Annotated in this window: 20 protein-coding genes; 13 read left to right on the top strand and 7 right to left on the bottom strand. The window is 34.2% G+C overall.

Going from position 1 to position 22222, the window contains the following annotated elements; translation table 11 throughout:
• Nucleotides 1–68: 68 nt before the first annotated feature.
• From ACNQGD_RS10185 to ACNQGD_RS10220, 8 genes are all read left to right on the top strand, one after another.
• Nucleotides 69–299 carry a DUF3820 family protein gene (locus ACNQGD_RS10185; RefSeq protein WP_417994537.1) on the top strand — a complete coding sequence of 77 codons (231 nt, stop codon included), beginning with the start codon at nucleotides 69–71 and terminating at the stop codon, nucleotides 297–299.
• A gap of 167 nt (nucleotides 300–466) precedes the next feature.
• Nucleotides 467–2080, top strand: a complete 1614-nt coding sequence (locus tag ACNQGD_RS10190) for a CTP synthase (protein ID WP_417999202.1) — start codon at nucleotides 467–469, stop codon at nucleotides 2078–2080.
• Between the two features lie 63 nt (nucleotides 2081–2143).
• The gene (gene yidC, locus ACNQGD_RS10195; protein WP_417999203.1) at nucleotides 2144–4048 is read left to right on the top strand and encodes a membrane protein insertase YidC; all 1905 of its coding nucleotides are present in this window, start codon (nucleotides 2144–2146) and stop codon (nucleotides 4046–4048) included.
• Between the two features lie 87 nt (nucleotides 4049–4135).
• Nucleotides 4136–4849: a toxin-antitoxin system YwqK family antitoxin gene (locus ACNQGD_RS10200; protein WP_417999204.1), complete on the top strand. Its 714-nt coding sequence runs from the start codon at nucleotides 4136–4138 to the stop codon at nucleotides 4847–4849.
• A gap of 72 nt (nucleotides 4850–4921) precedes the next feature.
• Complete coding sequence (mnmA, locus tag ACNQGD_RS10205; protein WP_417997382.1) at nucleotides 4922–6109, top strand: tRNA 2-thiouridine(34) synthase MnmA; 1188 nt, start codon at nucleotides 4922–4924, stop codon at nucleotides 6107–6109.
• 132 nt (nucleotides 6110–6241) lie between these two features.
• Entirely contained in the window at nucleotides 6242–7858 is a 1617-nt protein-coding gene (locus ACNQGD_RS10210) for a S8 family serine peptidase (protein WP_417999205.1), read from the top strand.
• Nucleotides 7859–7870: 12 nt separating this feature from the next.
• A complete protein-coding gene (locus ACNQGD_RS10215) occupies nucleotides 7871–8815 on the top strand; it encodes an NAD(P)H-dependent flavin oxidoreductase (protein WP_417997384.1) in 945 nt (314 codons plus the stop codon).
• Nucleotides 8816–8825: 10 nt separating this feature from the next.
• Nucleotides 8826–9236 (top strand): hypothetical protein, encoded by a 411-nt coding sequence (locus tag ACNQGD_RS10220; RefSeq protein ID WP_417994530.1) that lies wholly within the window; start codon nucleotides 8826–8828, stop codon nucleotides 9234–9236.
• Between the two features lie 191 nt (nucleotides 9237–9427).
• On the opposite strand, the gene ACNQGD_RS10225 is transcribed toward ACNQGD_RS10220, so the two are convergent.
• Nucleotides 9428–9868, bottom strand: a complete 441-nt coding sequence (locus ACNQGD_RS10225) for a DUF4268 domain-containing protein (RefSeq protein ID WP_417994529.1) — start codon at nucleotides 9866–9868, stop codon at nucleotides 9428–9430.
• 93 nt (nucleotides 9869–9961) lie between these two features.
• On the opposite strand from ACNQGD_RS10225, the gene ACNQGD_RS10230 reads away from it, so the two are divergent.
• Both ACNQGD_RS10230 and ACNQGD_RS10235 read left to right on the top strand, forming a co-directional pair.
• Entirely contained in the window at nucleotides 9962–10603 is a 642-nt protein-coding gene (locus tag ACNQGD_RS10230; protein ID WP_417997385.1) for an NUDIX hydrolase, read from the top strand.
• 139 nt (nucleotides 10604–10742) lie between these two features.
• On the top strand, nucleotides 10743–11552 hold the full coding sequence (locus ACNQGD_RS10235) for a lysophospholipid acyltransferase family protein (RefSeq protein WP_417997386.1): 810 nt from the start codon (nucleotides 10743–10745) through the stop codon (nucleotides 11550–11552).
• Nucleotides 11553–11625: 73 nt separating this feature from the next.
• Here ACNQGD_RS10235 and ACNQGD_RS10240 read toward each other — a convergent pair whose 3' ends face one another.
• Both ACNQGD_RS10240 and ACNQGD_RS10245 read right to left on the bottom strand, forming a co-directional pair.
• Nucleotides 11626–12258, bottom strand: coding sequence for a hypothetical protein (locus ACNQGD_RS10240; RefSeq protein ID WP_417997387.1), 633 nt, complete (start codon nucleotides 12256–12258; stop codon nucleotides 11626–11628).
• Nucleotides 12255–12758, bottom strand: a complete 504-nt coding sequence (locus ACNQGD_RS10245; protein ID WP_099714727.1) for an RNA polymerase sigma factor — start codon at nucleotides 12756–12758, stop codon at nucleotides 12255–12257. The genes ACNQGD_RS10240 and ACNQGD_RS10245 overlap by 4 nt, the downstream gene beginning before the upstream one ends.
• 328 nt (nucleotides 12759–13086) lie before the next feature.
• On the opposite strand from ACNQGD_RS10245, the gene ACNQGD_RS10250 reads away from it, so the two are divergent.
• Both ACNQGD_RS10250 and ACNQGD_RS10255 read left to right on the top strand, forming a co-directional pair.
• On the top strand, nucleotides 13087–14391 hold the full coding sequence (locus ACNQGD_RS10250) for an NAD(P)/FAD-dependent oxidoreductase (RefSeq protein ID WP_417997428.1): 1305 nt from the start codon (nucleotides 13087–13089) through the stop codon (nucleotides 14389–14391).
• A 270-nt stretch (nucleotides 14392–14661) separates the two neighbouring features.
• Nucleotides 14662–15882, top strand: a complete 1221-nt coding sequence (locus tag ACNQGD_RS10255) for a 3-oxoacyl-[acyl-carrier-protein] synthase III C-terminal domain-containing protein (protein WP_417999206.1) — start codon at nucleotides 14662–14664, stop codon at nucleotides 15880–15882.
• 47 nt (nucleotides 15883–15929) lie between these two features.
• Here ACNQGD_RS10255 and ACNQGD_RS10260 read toward each other — a convergent pair whose 3' ends face one another.
• Complete coding sequence (locus tag ACNQGD_RS10260) at nucleotides 15930–16940, bottom strand: DUF3810 domain-containing protein (protein WP_417999207.1); 1011 nt, start codon at nucleotides 16938–16940, stop codon at nucleotides 15930–15932.
• Nucleotides 16941–17101: 161 nt separating this feature from the next.
• Between ACNQGD_RS10260 and ACNQGD_RS10265 the strand changes: the two genes are divergently transcribed.
• Nucleotides 17102–18565, top strand: a complete 1464-nt coding sequence (locus ACNQGD_RS10265; protein ID WP_417999208.1) for an aminoacyl-histidine dipeptidase — start codon at nucleotides 17102–17104, stop codon at nucleotides 18563–18565.
• A gap of 283 nt (nucleotides 18566–18848) precedes the next feature.
• Here the strand turns inward: ACNQGD_RS10265 and ACNQGD_RS10270 are convergent, their stop codons facing one another.
• The 3 genes from ACNQGD_RS10270 to ACNQGD_RS10280 form a co-directional block, all read right to left on the bottom strand.
• On the bottom strand, nucleotides 18849–19187 hold the full coding sequence (locus tag ACNQGD_RS10270) for a DHCW motif cupin fold protein (protein WP_417999209.1): 339 nt from the start codon (nucleotides 19185–19187) through the stop codon (nucleotides 18849–18851).
• A 137-nt stretch (nucleotides 19188–19324) separates the two neighbouring features.
• Nucleotides 19325–20092, bottom strand: coding sequence for a carboxypeptidase-like regulatory domain-containing protein (locus ACNQGD_RS10275; RefSeq protein WP_417999210.1), 768 nt, complete (start codon nucleotides 20090–20092; stop codon nucleotides 19325–19327).
• Nucleotides 20093–20180: 88 nt separating this feature from the next.
• Complete coding sequence (locus tag ACNQGD_RS10280) at nucleotides 20181–22097, bottom strand: DEAD/DEAH box helicase (protein ID WP_417994515.1); 1917 nt, start codon at nucleotides 22095–22097, stop codon at nucleotides 20181–20183.
• Nucleotides 22098–22222 lie beyond the last annotated feature (125 nt).

The following is a 22222-nucleotide window of genomic DNA, read 5'->3' on the forward strand; positions in this document are numbered from 1 at the left end:
GAGACCAGAAACAAGAAGTATTAATGGTTCTAATTTCTTGTCTCTTGCTTCTTTTTTATTAAAAAAAAATGGATCAAAACCAACAACAACTTATCAAACTTGCTCATACTAAAATGCCTTTTGGTAAATACGAAGGAAAGTATCTGATTGACTTGCCTGAATATTATGTGGTGTGGTACAGCAATAAAGGATTTCCTAAAGGGGAGCTAGGGCAACAGCTCCAACTCATATATGAGCTAAAATTGAACGGATTAGAGGAATTGATACGAAATATTAAAAAAAGATACCCGAAGCCGTAGTTTAGACGGCTTATATTTTTAGACTTTTTAGATTTTGAGAGAATTAGATTGTTAGACTTTTAAATCTAAAAGAGTCTGAAAATCTAACAATCTAATATTCTAATAATCCAATTAAATTTGTACTTTTGCCAAGTTTTTTACACAACTACAACACAAACAACAACAGAATGAATCAAACGAAATATATTTTTGTCACTGGCGGTGTGACTTCTTCTCTAGGGAAAGGAATCATAGCAGCATCATTGGCAAAATTGTTACAAGCCAGAGGGTACCGTACAACTATCCAAAAGTTTGACCCTTATCTTAATGTTGATCCGGGTACTTTGAACCCTTATGAGCATGGAGAATGTTATGTAACCGATGATGGTGCAGAAACGGATTTAGATTTAGGACACTACGAGCGTTTTCTGAATGTTCCTACTTCTCAGGCGAATAATGTTACAACTGGAAGAATTTATCTTTCGGTGATTGAAAAAGAACGTAGAGGAGAATTTCTAGGGAAAACGGTTCAAGTTGTACCTCATATTACCAACGAAATTAAAGAAAGAATGCAATTGCTAGGTAATTCTGGCGATTATGATATTGTTATTACTGAAATTGGGGGTACAGTAGGAGATATTGAATCTTTGCCTTATATAGAATCTGTTCGTCAATTGGTTTGGGACTTGGGTGAGAATAATGCTATCGTAATTCATCTTACTTTAGTACCTTATTTGGCTGCCGCAGGAGAATTGAAAACAAAACCAACACAACATTCCGTTAAAACATTGATGGAAAGTGGTATCAAAGCGGATATTTTAGTGTGTAGAACAGAGCATGAACTTTCGGATGAGATTCGCAATAAATTGGCCTTATTTTGTAATGTAAAACGAGAAGCTGTCATTCAGTCTATTGATGCTTCGACGATTTATGAAGTGCCAAATTTAATGCTGGAAGAAGGACTAGATATTGTGGCATTAAAGAAATTAGATTTGCCTAAAAAAGCAGCTCCGGACTTAAAAAACTGGAATACTTTTTTACGCCGATTGAAACATCCAAAGCACAGTGTAAACATCGGTTTGATCGGTAAATATGTAGAAATGCAAGATTGTTACAAATCTATTTTGGAAGCATTTATTCATTCAGGTGCAGCAAATGAAACCAAAGTAAATGTGATTTCTATTCATTCAGAACACATTAACGCAACAAATATACACGAGAAATTAGCCGGTTTAGACGGAATTCTTGTTGCTCCTGGTTTTGGGGAAAGAGGAATTGAAGGAAAAATCGAAGCAGTTCGTTATGCTCGTGAAAATAAAGTACCGTTTTTCGGAATTTGTTTGGGTATGCAAATGGCAATTATCGAATATTCAAGAAATATTGTAGGATATGCCGATGCAAATTCTACTGAAATGAATGAGCATACTTCTCATCCGGTTGTCAACCTTATGGAAGAGCAAAAAACGATTACTGATAAGGGAGGAACAATGCGTCTTGGTGCATGGAAATGTGATATCAAACAAGATTCATTGGCATATAAAATTTACGGAAAAGAGACTATTTTGGAACGTCACCGTCACCGTTATGAGTACAATAGTAATTATGTAGCGCAATTGCAAAAGGCAGGATTGATTGCTTCGGGTGTGAATCCAGATACAGGATTGGTTGAGATTATAGAAATAGAAAATCATCCATTTTTCATTGGGGTACAATACCATCCGGAATACAAAAGTACGGTAGCGAATCCACATCCTATTTTTGTGAATTTTGTAGCAGCAGCGGTTCAGGCAAAGAAAAAATAACTGGAAATGATTTGGTTCCAATAAACGGTACACTTTTAAACATTTAAACTTTTTTTAATTATAATGGAACAAAAAAAATTTGATCTCAATTCGATTATAGGCTTTGCATTAATTTTTGGTATTTTGGTTTGGATTATGTACCAAAATCAACCAGATCCTAAAGTGGTAGCCGCTGAGAAAGCGCAAAAAGAGCTGGTAATCAAGCAGGCTAAAGCCAAAGAATTAGAGGCGAAAACTGTAGCAAAGGCTACTATTGCCGTTGCAGCAACCGGAGATTCAACACAATTGGCCCAATTGCAAAAAACATTAGGGAATTTTGCTTATTCTGCGACGCTTCCTTCAGCTACAGCTGGTTTTACAACTATTGAAAACGAATTGGTTATATTAAAAATTGCCAATAAAGGAGGATATATTGTTGAAGCTACTTTGAAAAAGTTTGAAAAATTCAAGAAAGGTTCTGGGCAATTAGTTGAATTGATAAAAGACAATAATGCCGATTTAAATGTACAATTGCTAACCAGTGATAACCGTACTTTAAATTCTAAAGACTTATATTTTGAACCTACTTTGACAAAAATAGGAGCAGATCAAGTATTGTCCATGAAGTTAAAAGCGGGAGCTAATGAATTTTTGGAATACAAATACATATTGAAACCAAACGATTACATGATTGGTTTTGACATTCGTTCTCAAGGGTTGAACAAAGTTCTAAATACAACTAAACCGTTGGATTTAGAATGGAACTTGAAAACTTACCGAAATGAGAAAAGTGTATCCTACGAAAACCGTTATACTGAAATTTATTTTGAGCATAAAGAAGGAAAAGTTGATTATGCAGGTTTAGGTCAATCTGAAAAATCAGATCTTGAAAAAGCAACTTTCGTAGCTTTCAAACAGCACTTTTTCTCCACGATACTTTTGACAAAAACGCCTTTCGAAACTGCTAAAGTGAAGTCTGATAATTTGGTTAAAGATGATAAAGTAGATACCACTTTTACGAAACAATTTAAAGCAAACATCCCATTAGCTTTTGAAAATGGAGAATTAGATCATAAAATGAGTTGGTATTTTGGTCCAACAGATTATAAGACTTTAAGCCATTATGATAAAAATTTAGAAAAAATTATCTCATTAGGTTGGGGTATTTTCGGATGGATTAATAAATTTATCTTTATTCCCTTATTCGGGTTTTTAAGTACTTATATTGCTTATGGAATTGCGATTATTATTTTTACAATAATTATAAAATTAGCAATGTCGCCTATTACATTCAAATCATTCTTGTCACAAGCTAAGATGAAAGTATTGCGACCTGAAATTACAGAATTGGGAGAAAAATTTAAAAAAGACCCAATGAAGAAGCAGCAGGAAACGATGAAATTGTATAATAAAGCGGGAGTAAATCCTATGGCAGGATGTATTCCAGCCTTGATTCAGCTTCCTTTTATGTATGCATCGTTTCAGTTTTTCCCATCGGCTTTTGAGTTAAGACAAAAAAGCTTCCTTTGGGCAGATGATTTATCGTCTTTTGATGAAATAATACGCTTGCCTTTCTATATTCCTTTTTACGGAAATCACATCAGTTTGTTTCCAGTGCTTGCCTCGATTGCTATTTTCTTCTATATGAAAATGACTTCTGGTGACCAACAAATGGCGGCTCCGCAACAAGAAGGAATGCCGGATATGGCGAAAATGATGAAAATCATGATTTATGTATCGCCAATCATGATGTTGTTTTTCTTCAATAGTTATGGTGCGGGATTGAGTTTGTATAACTTTATTTCGAATCTAATTACCATTGGAATTATGATTGTTATCAAACGATACTTTATCGATAGTGATAAGATTCATGCTCAAATTCAAGAAAACAAATTGAAAGAGCCGAAAAAACAAGGTAAATTCCAGAAAAAACTGCAAGAAGTTATGGAACAAGCTGAAGCTCAAAAAGCACAACAGAAGAAAAAATAATTCATAAAAAATCTCGATATATTTCGGGATTTTTTTTATTTACATATAATTTAAGCGACCCAAATCCGTTACTATAAAAAAGTAATTATGAAGACATTTTGTAAAAAAGGACTGTTTGTTTTAATGTTTTTGAATGTGTTTTGTCTTAATGCACAAACAGATTTTAACAAGCTAGATGATAAAGGAAAAAAGCACGGAGTATGGAAAGGGTTTTATGAGGAATCAAAAAGACCCAGATATGAAGGGACTTTTGATCACGGAAAAGAAATTGGGATTTTTAATTTTTACGATGATACAAAAGCTAAATCCATAATTGCTACACGAGAATTTAATACAAAAGACAATTCAGCGTATACCATTTTCTATGATCAGAATAAAAATACAGTAAGTGAAGGTAAAGTGGTCAATAAATTATTTGAAGGACAATGGAAGTACTACCACCAAGCTTCAAAAAATGTTATGACAACAGAGCATTACGTAAATGGTAAGTTGGAAGGTTTGCGGACCGTTTTTTATCTTAGTGGTAAAATAGCAGAAGAAATCAGTTATAAAAACAACTTGAAGAATGGTTTTTATAAAAAATATACTGAAAAAGGAATTTTATTGGAAGAGTCAATTTTTAAGAATAACATTTACAGCGGTTTAGCAATTTTTAGCGATACAAATGGGAATCTAGTTTCTAAAGGGCAGTTTGTAAATGGTAAAAAATCAGGAATTTGGCAGTTTTTTGAGAAAGGGAAATTGGTAAAAGAAACGAATATGAGTTTTCCTGAAAATGCAACTAAATCCAAAAATAATTAACGTTTTACTTAACAAATACTGTTGTAAATCTTTTGTAACTTTGCATCCTTGTAAAATTATAATTTTTTGAAGATGAAGCGTGTTGTTGTAGGACTTTCCGGAGGTGTAGATTCAAGTGTTGCTGCTTATTTATTGCAACAACAAGGGTATGAAGTAATAGGTCTTTTTATGAAAAATTGGCATGATGACTCCGTTACTATTTCTAATGAATGTCCGTGGCTTGAAGACAGTAATGATGCTTTATTAGTTGCTGAAAAGTTAGGAATTCCTTTCCAAACAGTTGATTTAAGTGAAGAATACAAAGAGAAAATCGTGGACTATATGTTCAACGAATATGAAAAAGGACGTACTCCAAATCCGGATGTACTTTGTAACCGCGAAATAAAATTTGATGTTTTCATGAAAATTGCTTTAAGTCTTGGTGCTGATTATGTGGCTACCGGACATTATTGCCAGAAAAGTGAAATCGAAGTAAATGGAGAAACGGTTTATCAACTTAAAGCCGGCGCCGATACCAACAAAGATCAATCGTACTTTTTGTGTCAATTATCTCAAGAGCAATTGGCAAAATCATTATTCCCTATCGGAGAATTGACAAAACCGGAAGTTCGTGAAATAGCGGCTCAAATGGAATTGATTACTGCCGAAAAGAAAGATTCACAAGGACTATGCTTTATTGGAAAAGTACGTTTGCCAGAGTTTTTGCAACAAAAATTGCAACCTAAAGACGGTATTATAATTCAAATTGATAAAAACGATCCCATTTATAGTTTTGAAAAAGACGCCGAATTAGCTTTAGAAGATAGTTTGATGTCGGATGCACGAAAGATTCCCTATACTCCAGACATGGGTAAAGTAGTTGGGAAACATCAAGGGGCTCATTATTTTACTATTGGGCAACGAAAAGGATTGAATGTTGGAGGTACTACTGATCCATTGTTTATTATCGCCACTAATGTGGAAACCAATACTATTTATACTGGATTGACCAGCCAACATCCGGGATTATTCAAGAAAGCGTTGTTTGTAGAAAAAACTGAAGTACATTGGATTCGTAAAGATTTGGCTTTGGCCAATGGCGAAACTATGGATGTAATGGCGAGAATTCGATACAGACAACCTTTGCAAAAAGCGACCTTGCATCAATTTGAAAACGGAATGTACGTTGCTTTTGATGAACCGCAATCTGCAATAACAGAAGGGCAATTTGTAGCTTGGTATTTAGGAGAAGAATTAGTTGGTTCGGGAGTAATTTATTAGTTTAGTGCTTTATTTATAAAAAGGGCTGAAAACGGATACTTTTCTGGAATTAAGGATGTGCTGAAAAGTAAATATGATGATTCAATTCCAGTAATAGTTAGAGTTTTTGTGGCTTAAAAAATAAAGTTGACTATGAAAAAAATCTGTATATTTCTTTTTTTACTAATTACTTCAACTGTTTTTTCGCAACAAGACGCTTGGGTATATTTCAATGCAAAGCCCAGTTCCCAATTTTATTTAGACACACCTCTGGAAATGCTTACTCAAAGAGCATTAGATAGGAGAACCAATCAGAGTATTGCAATTGACTTTAAAGACATTCCAGTCGAAGATTCCTATATTAATCAAGTGAAATCAGCTGCTGGAATAACTGTTATGGCAAAATCCAAGTGGATGAACGCGTTGCATGTTCAGGGATCACAAACAAATATAAATTCATTAGCATTGCTTTCTTTTGTCAGCAAAGTTGATTTTGCAGATAAATCACTGAATCAAACTGCCAAAATTGCAAAACTTTCAAAAATTAAGAAGGTTAATAAAACTAAGAAGACTAAAATTGACTATGCTTATGGTTCGTCATCGAATCAAATACAGATGCTTAATGGACAACATTTACATCAACAAAATTATACCGGTTCGGGTAAAATAATAGCGGTTTTAGATGGTGGATTTCCAGGAGTCAATACAGCGCAACCTTTTCAAAGATTAAGGGCTAATAACCAGATTTTGGGAGGTTATAATTTTGTATTAAGAAATCCGAATTTTTATACAGGTGTTTCACACGGAACTTCGGTACTTTCGGCAATGGGTGGTTATAAAGAAAATTCTTTAGTGGGAACGGCACCAGACGCATCTTATTATTTATTCATTACAGAAAATGATACCTCAGAAAATCCTGTTGAAGAATCGCTTTGGGTTGAAGCAGCAGAAAGAGCCGATAGTTTAGGAGTAGATATTATCAATACTTCTTTGGGGTATTTTGATTATGATAATGATGCGTATAGTCATACGTATAGTGAAATAAATGGTACAACTGCATTCATATCCCGTGGGGCTGAAATTGCCTTTAGCAGGGGTATGATTATAGTGGCATCAGCCGGTAATTCAGGCGGTACGTCAGATCCACATATTGCGACTCCTGCCGATGCTGTTTCAGTAATAGCTGTGGGTGCAGTAAATTCTTCAGAAGTAATAACTTCGTTCAGTTCAGTAGGTCCTTCGTTTGACCAAAGAATAAAACCGGAAGTCATGGCGCAAGGACAAGCGGCAATAGTGTCAGATGCTGCTGGAAATATCGTGACTGCTAATGGAACTTCTTTTTCAAGTCCTATAATGGCAGGAATGATTGCTTGTTTGTGGCAGGCATTTCCCCAAAAAACAAATCGGGAAATTAGAGAATTAGTATTAAAATCAGCAGATAAATTCTCTGCTCCCAATAATCAATATGGATTTGGAATTCCTGATTTTGCGTTGGCTGTGAGTAACCAGTTGGATTTAGAATCTTTTTCTAAAGATGATTTTGTACTCTATCCTAATCCTGCCAGTGATACTGTTTCGGTTTCTTTACCTGCAAAATTTGATAGAGGAACAGTCTTTATTTATTCCATTTTGGGGCAAAAACTTTTAGAACAAAAAATTACGCCTGAAGCCTCTATTATTTCATTGAAATCGCTCCATGAAGGAGTGTATCTTTATAAAATGGAGTCAGATGGTTTTTCTAAAACAGGAAAAATAATTAAGAAATTATAACATTAATAGTACATGAATAAAATCACAGACCTTTTTAAGATTAAATACCCAATAATTCAAGGAGGAATGATTTGGAATAGTGGTTATAAATTAGCAAGTGCAGTGAGTAATGCCGGAGGTTTAGGATTGATTGGAGCTGGTTCCATGTATCCAGAAGTTTTACGGGAACACATTCAAAAATGTAAAAAGGCCACTTCAAAACCTTTTGGAGTAAACGTCCCGATGTTGTATCCCAATATCGAAGAAATCATGAAAATTATTGTTGATGAAGGTGTGAAAATCGTTTTCACTTCTGCTGGGAATCCAAAAACATGGACTTCTTATTTGAAAGAAAATGGCATAACTGTTGTTCATGTAGTCAGTAGTTCTGTTTTTGCATTAAAAGCACAAGATGCAGGTGTTGATGCAATTGTTGCCGAAGGTTTCGAAGCCGGAGGACATAATGGTAGAGAAGAAACAACTACGCTTACGCTGATTCCGATGGTGAAAGAAAAGATTTCTATTCCGGTGATTGCCGCTGGTGGTATTGCTACCGGTCGCGGTATGCTTGCAACAATGGTACTGGGAGCTGATGGAGTTCAGGTAGGAAGTAGATTTGCAGCATCATTAGAATCATCGGCACATGATAATTTTAAGGAAACAATTATAAATCTTAAAGAAGGCGATACACAACTGACTTTGAAAGAACTCGCTCCTGTTCGGTTGATTAAAAATAAATTTTATCAGGATGTTCAGGAATTGTATGAAAAATGTCCGACCAAAGAAGAACTGATTGGTTTGCTGGGAAGAGCAAGAGCAAAACGGGGTATGTTTGAAGGCGATTTAATCGAAGGAGAATTAGAGATTGGACAAATAGCAGGATTGATTCACGATATAAAACCAGCCGCAACAATCATTCAGGAAATGATGATTGATTTTGAAACAGCCAGAAAAGAAATAGTTAATTTTGATTTTTAATTTATTAGGAATGACAAAGACAAAAATATATGTAGTATTACTTTTTTTAGTAATGGGATTACAACATTCTTTTGGACAAAATTACAAGTTTAAAACCTCGGGTTTTAGTGTTTTAGAAAAAACAGAAAAAGGGAAATGGGGTAAGTGGTCTGATTTAGACCTTGTCAATATTTTAGTCACATTGGATACCGATAAAAATAGGATAGTGGTTTATTCCCAAATCATTCAACTGTTTGAAATCATAGAGTATCAACCTATCGAAGAGAATGATACTGATATTGTTTATTCATTTACCTGTAAGGATAATGAAGGATTAGATTGTACGGTATCTATTATCACCAGAAAAAAGCAGGGTAATAGGAAGCAATTGTATATCAATTATGAAGATCGGATTATTGTGTATAATATTTTCAATATGTAAACTTGGATAAAAAAAGCATTAATTTGAACAATTAAATCGTTCAAATTAATGCTTTTTTTAATAGTGAATGGCTTTCCAATTTATACTATTATTCCTAATTTGTTAGTTCGAGCGCAGTCGAGAACCTGTATTGCATCTCGACTGCACTCGATGAGACAAAAATATATTGGACAATAAATTGATTAACGTCATTAAAGCTTTTCAATGTCTTTTATAAATTCATCATACTCTGAATAAAACAATTCAAGCGCATTCATTTTTTCGTTGTAGAAATCAAATATTTCATCCCAATAGTTGCGATTACTCACACCGACTCCCAGTTTCTCAACCCAAATCCTACTGATGGTTTTGCCACTCTCCAGTGTATATTCTTTTTCGAAAATCAAGTCTTTGATAAAATCCTCTTCAAGAATAGTCCTTAGCGCTTCCAGTTTTTCAAAATAAGCAATTCTTTTATCATCACTTCGGTGTTCAATATCGATTAAAACTTGCGCTTTTTTATTGTCAACATAAAATTTAAAAGAGAAATCCTTGATTTTAGTATCGTATAATACCCATTTTCGAGGGTGTTTTTCTGCGAATGCAATCCAGAACTCTCGCTTTAATCTTTGTGTTTCTTCTTTGCTGTACATTTGTAATGACTTTTTGGTTATAGAAAACTTGTGCAATTGTATTTTCTAAACTATATTTATAGGCTGTTTTATATGCAAAAATAGACTTTGATTATGGATTTTCAAGAATTTTTACAGTATGTTCCTAAATTAATTGATGCAAAGCTTCCAGCTTATGACGCACATGTAAAAATGGCGCCTTTAGAACGATTGGAAAGTTTAAAAAACATCAATATTGAAGATGAAAAACCAAGAATTGCAGCAGTAATGATGCTTTTTTATCCTAAAAATGAGACAACACATTTGGTGTTGATTGTCCGAAATTCCTATAAAGGAGTTCATTCGGCTCAAATTGCATTTCCGGGCGGTAAATACGAATTGGAAGACGAGAATTTTGCTAAAACGGCACTTCGGGAAACGCATGAAGAGGTAGGAATTCATCCTGATAAAATTGAAATTCTTAAACCTTTTACAGCATTATATATTCCGCCAAGCAACTTTATGGTACATCCTTTTTTGGGTATCAGTAAAGAAGAATTGGTGTTTGTACCGCAGCCTTCTGAAGTGGCAAATATTATCGAATTACCTTTGTCGGTTTTTTTAGACGAAGCACTTGTAGTAGATACAAATTTGACAACTTCCTACGCTGACAATATCAGTATTCCAGCTTTTAAAATTGAGGAACATATTGTTTGGGGAACTACGGCGATGATGTTGAGTGAGTTAAAAGAGGTTTTGAAAGAGGTTATAGGATAGTAAGTTTTAATTTTTAGTGTTAAAAAAGAGCGAATTAATTGGTTGAGTTTTTCAAATTGTTCTGTTGAATTCAACGACTGACTTCAAATATAAATTTCGTAAATTTGTAATCCAAATTCACAAAAAAACACATAATTTTATGGGATTGTTGAAGAGAAATCCTTTCGGACACATATTATTTATAAAAAAATGGCTAATCCGAATCTTTGGAGCCATGACGCACAGACGGTATAGAGGTTTTAATGAATTACAAATTGAAGGTTCGGAAATCATTAGAAATTTACCGGATAACAACGTGCTCTTTATTTCCAATCACCAAACCTATTTTGCGGATGTTGTCGCTATGTTTCATGTTTTTAATGCAAGTTTGAGTGGTCGCGATGATTCCATCAAGAATGTTTGTTATTTGTGGCAACCCAAAATGAATATCTATTATGTAGCTGCCAAGGAAACCATGCAAGCAGGATTATTGCCAAGAATTATGGCGTATGCTGGAGCTATTTCTGTAGAACGTACTTGGCGTGCCAAAGGAGTTGATGTTGAGGAGAAAAAAGACATTAACCCTAACGATACTGAGAATATTAAAATTGCTCTAGCGGATGGTTGGGTAATCACTTTCCCACAAGGGACTACAAAATCGTTTAAACCGGTTCGTAAAGGAACGGCTCATATTATCAAACAACACCGGCCTATTGTGGTGCCTATCGTTATTGATGGTTTCCGTCGTTCGTTTGACAAGAAAGGAATTCGAATGAAGAAAAAAGGAATTCTACAGTCCTTTATCATCAAAGAACCTCTTGATATTGATTATGATACTGATACCATTGAAGAAATTGTTGAAAAAGTAGAATATGCAATCGAGCAACATCCTTCATTCCTTAAAGTTATTCCTTGTGAAATTATAAAAGAACAAGAAGAACTGAATCGATTGCGAAAATGGGAATATTAACTTTAGTCGCAAGTCATAAAGCCTAAAAGTTAAAACTTTAAATACATTCTACATTAATACATTCCATTATGACTTAAAGGTCTATCTTTTTCAATTCTTTATAATTAGCATGCAATCTTCGAAGGAGTATCCCATATACAACTCTGTAAAAAAGCCAGAATGCTCCCAAAAATACTAAAGTTGTAAGTGTCAAGAACCCTATCGTTATTGCCATGACCTTACCGTTGGTCGCAATTTTATCTTTCAAAACACTCATCTCGGGATTATAGACAAATGCAATTATAAACCCTATAATTAAACTAACCACTAACATCCCCAGATTGTACCAAACATAATATTGAACCGTTTTTCGGGTTTTTAAAATGTCTGACATTAATTGTTTGGTTGAAGTAGTGGTCGAAATCGTGATGTAATTTTTATAAAATAAATAGATAAAAAACAATATCACACCATAATTAAAATACGCAAACACTTCAAAGTATTGAATTAACTCAGGATGGTTCATTTTAATTAAATAATCATCGCTGTTAAAACAGACACTTAAACACGTCCACAATAAAACTTCCACAATACTAATAATCAAAATCCATTTCACAATTGAAGATGATTTTTTATGGATCATTTTATAAATCTCGATTTCCGATACTTGCTCAAAAGAATTAGCACTCTTCTGCCAGTCTTTTTTTAATAAATCCAACTCTTTCATACGCCTAATGGATTTAATATTTTTTTTAGCTTCCCTTTAATTCTATTCATTTTCACCCTTGCATTTACTTCACTAATTCCCAATGTTTCTGATATTTCCTGATAATCTTTATCTTCAAGATACATAAATATCAATGCCTTCTCAATGTCATTCAGCTGATAAACCGCTTTGTACATTAATTTTAATTGTTCTTCCTCCTCATAATCATATTCCACATCATTCAGGAAATGTTGCCGCCCTTCAAATTCAATAGTATTTATGGATCGTTTTGTTTTTCGGTACAAAGTAATCGCCGTGTTTAGTGCGACTCGATAGGCCCAAGTAGAAAATTTACTGTCGCCCCTGAATTTTGGAAAAGCCTTCCATAATTGAATCGTAATTTCTTGAAACAAATCTTTATGAGCATCATCGCCATTAGTATACAACCTACAAATCTTGTGGATTATATTCTGATTTTCCTGCAGCTGCTTTACAAAAGAATGTTCTAGATTATCACTCATATATACGTTAGTAATTTAAAAGTAGTTTTTGTTACAAATTAAGGAATAAAATAATACTTCTCAAATTTGTTATTGAGATATACAAAGCAATCAGTAGCACAACACTATTCATTTCATAATTATGACTTGTCCCGCTGTACAGTACAATCTTTCTAGTCCTGAAACAAGTTCAGGACTAGAAAGGATTTCCATTCCCATCGGGGCTAATTTACACGTTTATTTTTCTGAAGACCTTTCCCAAAAACAAAAATTTCGATACTATTTGATGAAATTCAACAGTAGAAAACATTGTATCTTTGAGTATCAACAATTCAGAACTTTTGAAAACATGAACATCCCAAATTCAACTTTACCCAGAATAGTAATTATAGGAGGAGGTTTCGCCGGAATCGCATTAGCCAAAAAACTAAAAAATAAAAAAGTTCAGGTTGTCCTTTTAGACAAACACAATTACCATACTTTCCAACCTTTATTATATCAAGTGGCCACTGGCGGTCTTGAAGCGGGTTCTATAGCATATCCCATCCGAAAAGTAATCCAGGAATACGATGACGTTTACTTTCGACTTACCAATGTCCAAGAAATCGACACTAAAAACCAAAAAATAATTGCTGAAATTGGCGAATTAAAGTATGATTATTTAGTCATTGCCACCGGTTCCAAAACTAATTATTTTGGCAACAAAGAAATCGAGCGCAACAGTATGGCTATGAAAACCATACCGCAATCGCTCAACATTCGAAGTCTGATTCTTGAAAATTTTGAACAAGCTGTTTTAACAACAGATGCAGCCGAACAAAATAGTCTCATTAATTTTGTACTCGTAGGTGGCGGACCAACAGGAGTAGAGCTTTCCGGTGCTTTGGCCGAAATGAAAAAAGCCATTCTACAAAAAGATTATCCGGATCTTGATATTGCCAAAATGGAAATTAATCTCATTCAAAGTGGGGATAGAATTCTAAACACGATGAGCGAAGAATCCTCACAAGCTGCCGAAAAATTTCTAACCAGTTTAGGCGTAAAAATTTGGAAAAACATTAGAGTGACTAATTACGATGGACGCACCATAACCACAAATTCCGATTTAACTTTTGAAACTGCCACGGTAATTTGGACCGCCGGTGTTCAAGGCGCTCTTGTTGCGGGATTGGATGGTGAATCTTTGGTTGAAAAAGTAGAACGCATTCGCGTAAATGAGTACAATCAAGTGATGGGTTACGATAATATTTTTGCCGTAGGTGATATTGCCTCCATGGAATCAGAAACGTATCCGCAAGGGCATCCCATGATGGCACAACCGGCTATGCAACAAGGGGAATTATTGGGTGAAAACTTAATAAAATTTATTGAACACAAACCCATGGAAGCTTTTGAATACAATGATAAAGGTTCCATGGCCACCATAGGAAGAAATAAAGCGGTTGTCGATTTGCCAAAATACCATTTCAACGGTGTTTTTGCCTGGTTTGTGTGGATGTTTGTCCACTTATTTTCACTTATTGGATTCAAAAATAAAGCTGTAGTTTTTTTAAATTGGGTCTACAATTACATTCGTTTTGATCGTGAAGGACGTTTGATTATCAGGCCGTATAAAAAGAAAAGTTTCACGACATTTACCAGCGATGAAGTTTAAATAATTTTTAAAAATCATGTAAATTTTTACTTTAAGAACAGGAGTTTTAGCATTGTATTTTTATTCTTACATACTTGACAGTCAGCGATTAATGATTGTGTAGAATAATTCTTATAACTAATTGATATTCAGTTTTTTAATAAAATTATAACATATATAAGTAATTGATAATCAAGTATTTGTATTTTTAAAGAGATATATTTTTATTGATTTAATTTTTTTGATTGATTTTTGATTTAATTTTATAATTCAATTAAAATTCAAAAGTTAATGAAAAGCGTTATACTTGCCAATTTTCATCCAATTCTAGTGGGTAAATTGATAGATCAAAAAAAACTCAATCAGTACACAAAATTTCTGTATTATCATTTTCAAAATCTTCCAAAATCTGGTGTAGCTGGAAATGGAGCATTTGATGATGAACCGATTACTTTTGAGTTCATATCCGATCAAGTGGATAAGTATGCCGTTTCTTCCGAAAATATTAATTGCAGACAAAGTATTATTTTTGAGGAAGTGGAAGATTTTATTGAGCATATAATGGAAGTCACTTCGCCTTCTGGATATCATTTTCCAGCTGGTTTTGAAGTCAAATCCGGAAATCTTTATGGGCCTAAAATAGAGGTTCGAATGGAATGGTTCAAAAGGAAAATGGGATATGTTTTTGATCAATTTTATTTAAAAACAAATACAAGTCCTGAAAACCTGATACATGTCACTTGTTCCGGATATTCTTCGCCAAGTGTAGCTCAAGAAGCCGTTATAGAAAGAGATTGGGAAACGGTACAAGTTACACATTCCTACCACATGGGCTGCTATGGAGCCTTTCCGGCAATTCGTACGGGAAGAAGTTTACTTTGTGCTAGTTCAACTAGAGGTAGGGTAGATGTAGTCCACACAGAATTATTATCTGCGCATTTAAATCTGACCGAATTTTCGAATTCAAATATTATGATTTGCTCTCTTTTTGCAGATGGGTTTATTGGTTATTCTTTATTTGATGAAGAATCTTTTCTGGATGACGATGCTTTCCCTGAGAAAAAAGGACTGCGGATTTTAGCATTTCATGAGGTCATCATACCAGATTCATTAGAGGATATGTCTTGGGATTTAGGAGAATATAATTTTTTAATGACCTTGTCTAAGCGAGTTCCTGTTTTTATTCGTAAAAATATTAAACCTTTTTTGACCGCACTTTGTAAAAAAGGGAATGTTGATCTTGAACAGCAAAAAGGGAATATGCATTTTGCCATACATCCGGGTGGACCAAAAATTATTGATTATGTAATAGATGCAATTGGATTGACTAAAGAACAGGCAAATTGGTCTTATGAGATTTTACGCCGTCAGGGAAATATGTCTTCGGCTACAATTCCTCATATTTTAAACGAAATTGTGAACGATCCAAACATTGAATCAGGTAAGAAAATTGTAGCGATGGCATTTGGACCTGGACTTACAGCGACTGGTTTGTTACTGGAAAAAATATAGTTTCTTAAGAGTTAAGTTAGGGTTTAAATGGTATGAAAATTCATAACTCATAACTTTTTTTCCTGATAATAATTCACCATTAAATTCACAAATTTACTATAGCCTTCTAAACCGTCTTTTTGCTGGTTTATTTTTAGAAATCTATCATAAAAAGCATGAAAACCTTTGTCAATTATTGTGTCATACTGTTTCCAAAAATACTCGCTTTCTTTGTAGTTTTTCAAAATTCCGAGATGAACGGTTTTTAATAATTCTTTGAAAATTTTTTCGTCTCGAACTTGCCAATTGCCCAAACAATAACGCAAAGCCATGCTGTAGCCTGAATATTGAATGTATGCATTTTCATTTTTTATGGAGGCCAAAAACCCAATAAAGTTGCATTCGCTTTCGCTGGCAAAACCCATTTGATGTGCCATTTCATGATTGGTTGTCATCGGAAAACTGTACATTGGACCCAAATAATTAACCTGAGCTTCATTGGTAAACGGATTCAGATAACCGCCAAAACCCATATAGGTCAAAGGCAAACTGATAAGTGATTTCTTGGTGCTTAAATGGGTATAAGTGAAATAGGAGTATTCTTCAGCTAGTTTTTTGTATCCATTTAAATTCATCTTAAAAACCTTATCTTGTGTGTACGGAAATACTACTTTTAAACTGTCATTTTTTGTAATCTGCTTTTGAATGGTGTTTGTTTTATCGATTAATTTTTTGGTGAAAGTCAATAAATCAGCATCTGAATAATCTTTTTGAATTTCCATTTTTTCAAAAAGCGGTTGGCGGTAATAATTAAACGCCCAAAGTGAATGAAACAATAAATAGAAGACCGAAAGAAAACTTAGAATAGATAATATATTATTTTTCCATTTTAACTTCCAAGATTTTCGTTGGTTCCAAAACCATTTTAAAACAAAAGCAATAACAATAATATACAGTACATCTCCCAAAGAAAATGGAATGCTTCCCAATGCTAATCTTGAAAATTTTGAAAGTATCGGATAAAAACCATTACTGTAAAACTGTTCTACTTGTAGCGGAAAATAAGGGAGAATCTGCAAAATTAATATTTGGACAAAAAGAAATAAAGAAAGAAAATATTTTGTTCGCACAGGATGAATTTTAATACTGTAAATATAATTACAATATCAATTAGTATCAATAAAGAATTTAAACTTTGTAACTTTGGACTTTGTAAATGTTAAACCTCAAACAAAAATAAATGAGTCAAGAAATAAGAAATCTGGAACCAAAAGCACTTTGGAATAAGTTTGCCGATTTAAACGCCGTACCGCGTCCTTCTAAAAAAGAAGAGCGTGTGATTGAGTTTATGAAAAATTTCGGAAATAATCTGGGATTAGAGACTTTTGAAGATGAAATTCGTAATGTAATTATCCGTAAGCCGGCAACTGCTGGAATGGAAAATCGAAAAGCAATTGTACTTCAAGGGCATTTGGATATGGTACACCAAAAAAATTCGGATACCGTTTTTGATTTTGATACACAAGGAATCGATATGTATGTGGATGGAGATTGGGTTCGTGCTCGAGGAACAACTCTTGGTGCTGATAACGGTCTTGGGGTTGCTGCTATCATGGCAATTTTAGAAAGTACGGATATTCCACATCCAGCAATAGAAGCTTTGTTTACTATTGACGAAGAAACGGGAATGACGGGAGCGTTGAACTTAAAAGGAGGCATTTTACAAGGTCAAATTCTGTTGAATTTAGATACCGAAGAAGATGATGAAATAGATATTGGTTGTGCAGGGGGAATTGATGTGACGGCTACTGCTGAGTATGATGAAGAGGAAACTCCAGAAGGTTCTGTAGGATATACGATTACTGTAAAGGGAATGAAAGGCGGACATTCAGGAATGGATATTCACAAAGGCTTGGGTAATGCCAATAAAATTATGAACCGATTGTTATTTGATGGTTTTGATAATTTTGGTTTGCAAATTTCTGAAATAAAAGGAGGCAGTTTGCGTAATGCGATTCCGCGCGAAAGTCAAGCGAAAGTAATTATCGCAGAAGTCTATGATGAAGCTTTTGTTTTTGATATGCAGCAAATTGTAAACGAAATCAAAACGGAGCTAAAAACAACGGAACCTAATTTAGAAGTTGTTTTTGAAAAAATGGATTCAACTCCTGCTAAAGTAATGCCTTCAATTGCTCAGTTTTACTTTGTGAGAGCAATGTATACGGCTCATAATGGCGTTTACAGGATGAGTGCTGATTTTGATAATTTAGTAGAAACATCAAATAATATTGCTAAAGTAATTGTTGGTGAAGGGCAACTTTCAGTACAATGCTTAACCCGTTCTTCGGTTGAAACGGCTAAATTTGATTTGGCTAATGCCTTGCGTTCCGCTTTTGAATTAATGGGTTGTGAAGTAGAGTTTTCTGGTGCGTATCCAGGTTGGACACCAAATTCTGAATCAGAGATTTTGGATGTTTTGGTTCCAATATACGAAAAACAAAACGGTGAAAAACCAAAAGTGGTGGCGTGTCACGCAGGATTAGAATGCGGGATTCTGGGAACGAATTATCCTGATATGGATATGATTTCTTTTGGACCAACGATTCATGGTGCACATTCCCCTGATGAAAGAGCAAGTATTTCTTCTTCTCAGAAATTTTGGAAATTTTTACTTGAAATAGTAGCCAATATTCCGGTAAAATAGTATTCAGTTATTGAAAAAGTGGTCAGTGTTCAGTTAAAAAAGAAGTGTTCAGTTATAAATACTGACCACTAAACAACTGAATACTGACCACTTATTTTTAGTCTCTTTTTGGAGTGTTCTTCTTATCTCTTTTTTCTTCTTTCTTTTCTTTAGCCGTTTTTAAGGGTTCTTTCTTTGCAGTTTTCTTTGCGTCTTGACTTTTTGCCATGATATGGGTATTTAGGTTTTGTTTTTAATTTTGATTTAGGTAAATGTATATAATATTTTTGATTTGTTTTAAATATTATTTTAAAAAATCCCCGTCGATGATTAATAATTCAACTCCATTAGCGGATATAGAACGGTGAGAACATGCATCATTTGAAACGATATAAGTCGTCCCTTTTGAAAGTTGGACTTGCTCTCCAGATTCTAATTCACTGATGAAATGTCCTTCAAGGCAATGAACACTGTGCCCTTTTCGGCACCAATGATCTGCCATATAATCTTTGGAATACGTTACTTTTCGAATTCTAAGTCCGTCTAATTGTGTTGTTTGCCAATGCGCTATTCCTGGTGTTCCAATGTGTTCGGTTTTTTCTACTGAATCCCAATCAATAGTTTGAAATGGTATATTTGACATAGAATTTATTTTTAGATTATTAAATTTCTATTTGAGCCTAAATTTAGTTTCTTTAAAATAAAATTCCCCAATTTCTTTCAGAATTGAGGAATGATTTAATGTATGGAAAAGTCTAAACTTGGATTTAATAAAATGTTTTATTGTTTCTTCAGGACTTTATATTCTTCATAGCAACCACTGATGGCATCCATGATTTGTAAATCATTGGCTGTTTTTATAAAGGATTCAGAGTAGTTGCAACGCTGCAGAATTTCAGGTATTTCATTTTTATCAATCCCTAAAAGAACCGCTATAGTTTCTCTGTCAAATTTTGATTCCAAAAGATTCCGTACCGTATCATCTTTTTTTAATTCTTTCAGCTTCTTAAGCTCTTTTGGATTTTTACCAAAGAAATTATAAAGCATATCCGCTGGATTAAAGATAGATCCAAGAACTCTTCCAAAAGCATTTGGCGAATATTCTCCAGCTTCATATCCTTGCGTTAAGCCGGAAATACTATACCTGTAATTTTCTCTTACGGGTATGATTTTAGTATCTACTTCTAGATATCCTGTTAGATTAAAGGGTCTGATTACAATTTCTTCAAGCGCAATAGCTTTTTCAGTAAGTTGTATTTTAGTGCTTTTGTTTTTTATCCAGTCATTGGTCACACGAACGCGAAGCGATTGAAATCCTAAACTAGTAATGTGAAGTGTGTCGTTTAGTTGTACATCTATTTCAAAATATCCTCGTGAATCAGTAGTAGCGCCTCTAACTTTATTGATATTAATGATATTTACACTGGATAATACTTGTCTGGTAGTATTGCTGATAATGATGCCATTAACTTTTTTGGAAGGTGCTTTAACTTGTGCAAAAGCAGTTATGGATAGTACTAAAAAAAAGAAAACTACAAAATATTTCATAAACTGGTTTAAGACTTTAAAAGTAATAAAACAGGATTAAATATTTTGTAGTTCCAGTATATAATTATAAGAAAATTAACAATGAATGTTAGTCTCTTCTTGGTCTTCTTGGTCTTGGTGAGTCACCAAAGCTTTCAGAACGTCTTGGGGCTCTATCAGATGAACCTTCAGTTCTAGGTCTGTCAGATGAAAAACCACCTTCTCTTCTTGGTCCGAATCCACCTTCTCTAGGAGCAGATGAACTTCTGTCGCTTCTAAATCCACCGCCAGAACCTTCTCTCCTTGGAGCAAAGCTTCCTTCTCTTCTTGGAGCAGCACTTCTTCCGCCACCAAAACTTCCACCTGAACTTCTTCCGTTATGGTCACGTCTTCCGCCACCGTCATTTTTAGAAATTTCAACATTGATTCTACGTCCTTCTAATTGTACGTTGTTCAATACTTCCATTACTTTATCAGTATGTTCCGGATCTGTGTTAAAGAAAGAGAAACCTTCTTTTACATCTACTTTGAAAACGTCATCACGACCTAAGTCTAATGTTTCTTTCAAGTAATCTTTCAATGACATCCAATCAAAGTTATCTCTAGAACCTATGTTCACAAAATATCTTGTTGCACCACCATTGTTATTCTCTCTTGGAGCTCCATCTCTATCATCACGCTCACGTCTTTCAGAACCTGAAGCTTGATTAGAAATATCTCTGGTTTTCTTGTAGTAATTGATAAAACGATTAAATTCAACCGATACCATTTTCTTGATTAATTCCTCTTTCGATAAACCTTCAAGTACGCTGTTAATTGCAGGAAGATAGTTGTCAATTTCGTGATCAACTTCTGTATCTTTAATTTTATTAGCTAAGTGTAACAATTGGATTTCGCAGATTTCAATTCCAGAAGGGATTGTTTTTTCTTCGAATTTTTGTTTGATGATTCTTTCAATTGAAGAAATCTTACGCAATTCACTTTTAGTTACGATTACGATAGAAGTCCCTAATTTTCCGGCACGACCTGTACGGCCTGAACGGTGATTGTAGGTTTCGATTTCGTCAGGTAATTGGTAGTTTACTACGTGAGTAATGCTATCAACGTCAATTCCACGTGCAGCAACGTCAGTAGCTACAAGCATTTGGATTTGTCTTCCTCTAAAAGATTTCATTACACCATCACGTTGCGCTTGAGATAAATCTCCGTGCAATGCAGCAGCGCTGTATCCGTCTTCAACTAATTTTTCAGCAACCGCTTGTGTATCTCTTTTGGTACGACAAAAAACTACAGAAAAAATGTCTGGATTAGCATCAGCTAAACGTTTCAACGCTTCGTAACGATCACGTGCATTTACAAGGTAAAATTCGTGAGAAACTGTAGCAGAACCTGAGTTTTTAGCTCCAACTGTAATTTCAATTGGATCTGTCATAAATTGTTTTCCAATACGTGCTACTTCAGCAGGCATTGTTGCAGAGAATAACCATGTGTTTTTTTCGTCTGGCGTAGTAGAAAGGATGTTTACGATATCTTCGTAGAAACCCATGTTCAACATTTCGTCAGCTTCGTCAAGAATACAATAGTTGATTTGAGATATGTTTACCAAACCTCTATTAATCATGTCTTGCATTCTTCCTGGAGTTGCCACAATAATTTGCGCACCTCTCTTTATGTCTCTCGCTTGGTCTGTTATGCTAGCTCCACCGTAAACTGCTACCACATTAATACCTTTTTCGTATTTAGAGTAGTTTTTAATTTCGTTGGTAATCTGCAAACAAAGTTCGCGTGTTGGAGATAAAATTAATGCTTGTGTATTTCTGTTGTTGGCATCAATTTTCTGAATAACTGGAAAACCAAAAGCTGCCGTTTTCCCTGTCCCTGTCTGAGCCAACGCAACCATATCTGTGTCTTTTTCCAATAATAGGGGAATCGCTTTCTCCTGTACTTCGGTCGGATTTTCAAATCCTAGATCTAAAATCGCCTTCAGTAACGATTCACTCAATCCTAATTGTTCAAATTTATTCATATGTGTTTTTAAAATAGGGTGCAAAATTACTGTTTATAATTCATATAAACTAATGCTATTTTAAGATTTAATGTTTTATTATAATTTGATTATCAGAAAGTTATATTTTTTATTTGAGAATAGTG

Origin of the sequence: Flavobacterium glucosi, from assembly GCF_048286535.1 — a bacterium.
GTDB lineage: Bacteria > Bacteroidota > Bacteroidia > Flavobacteriales > Flavobacteriaceae > Flavobacterium.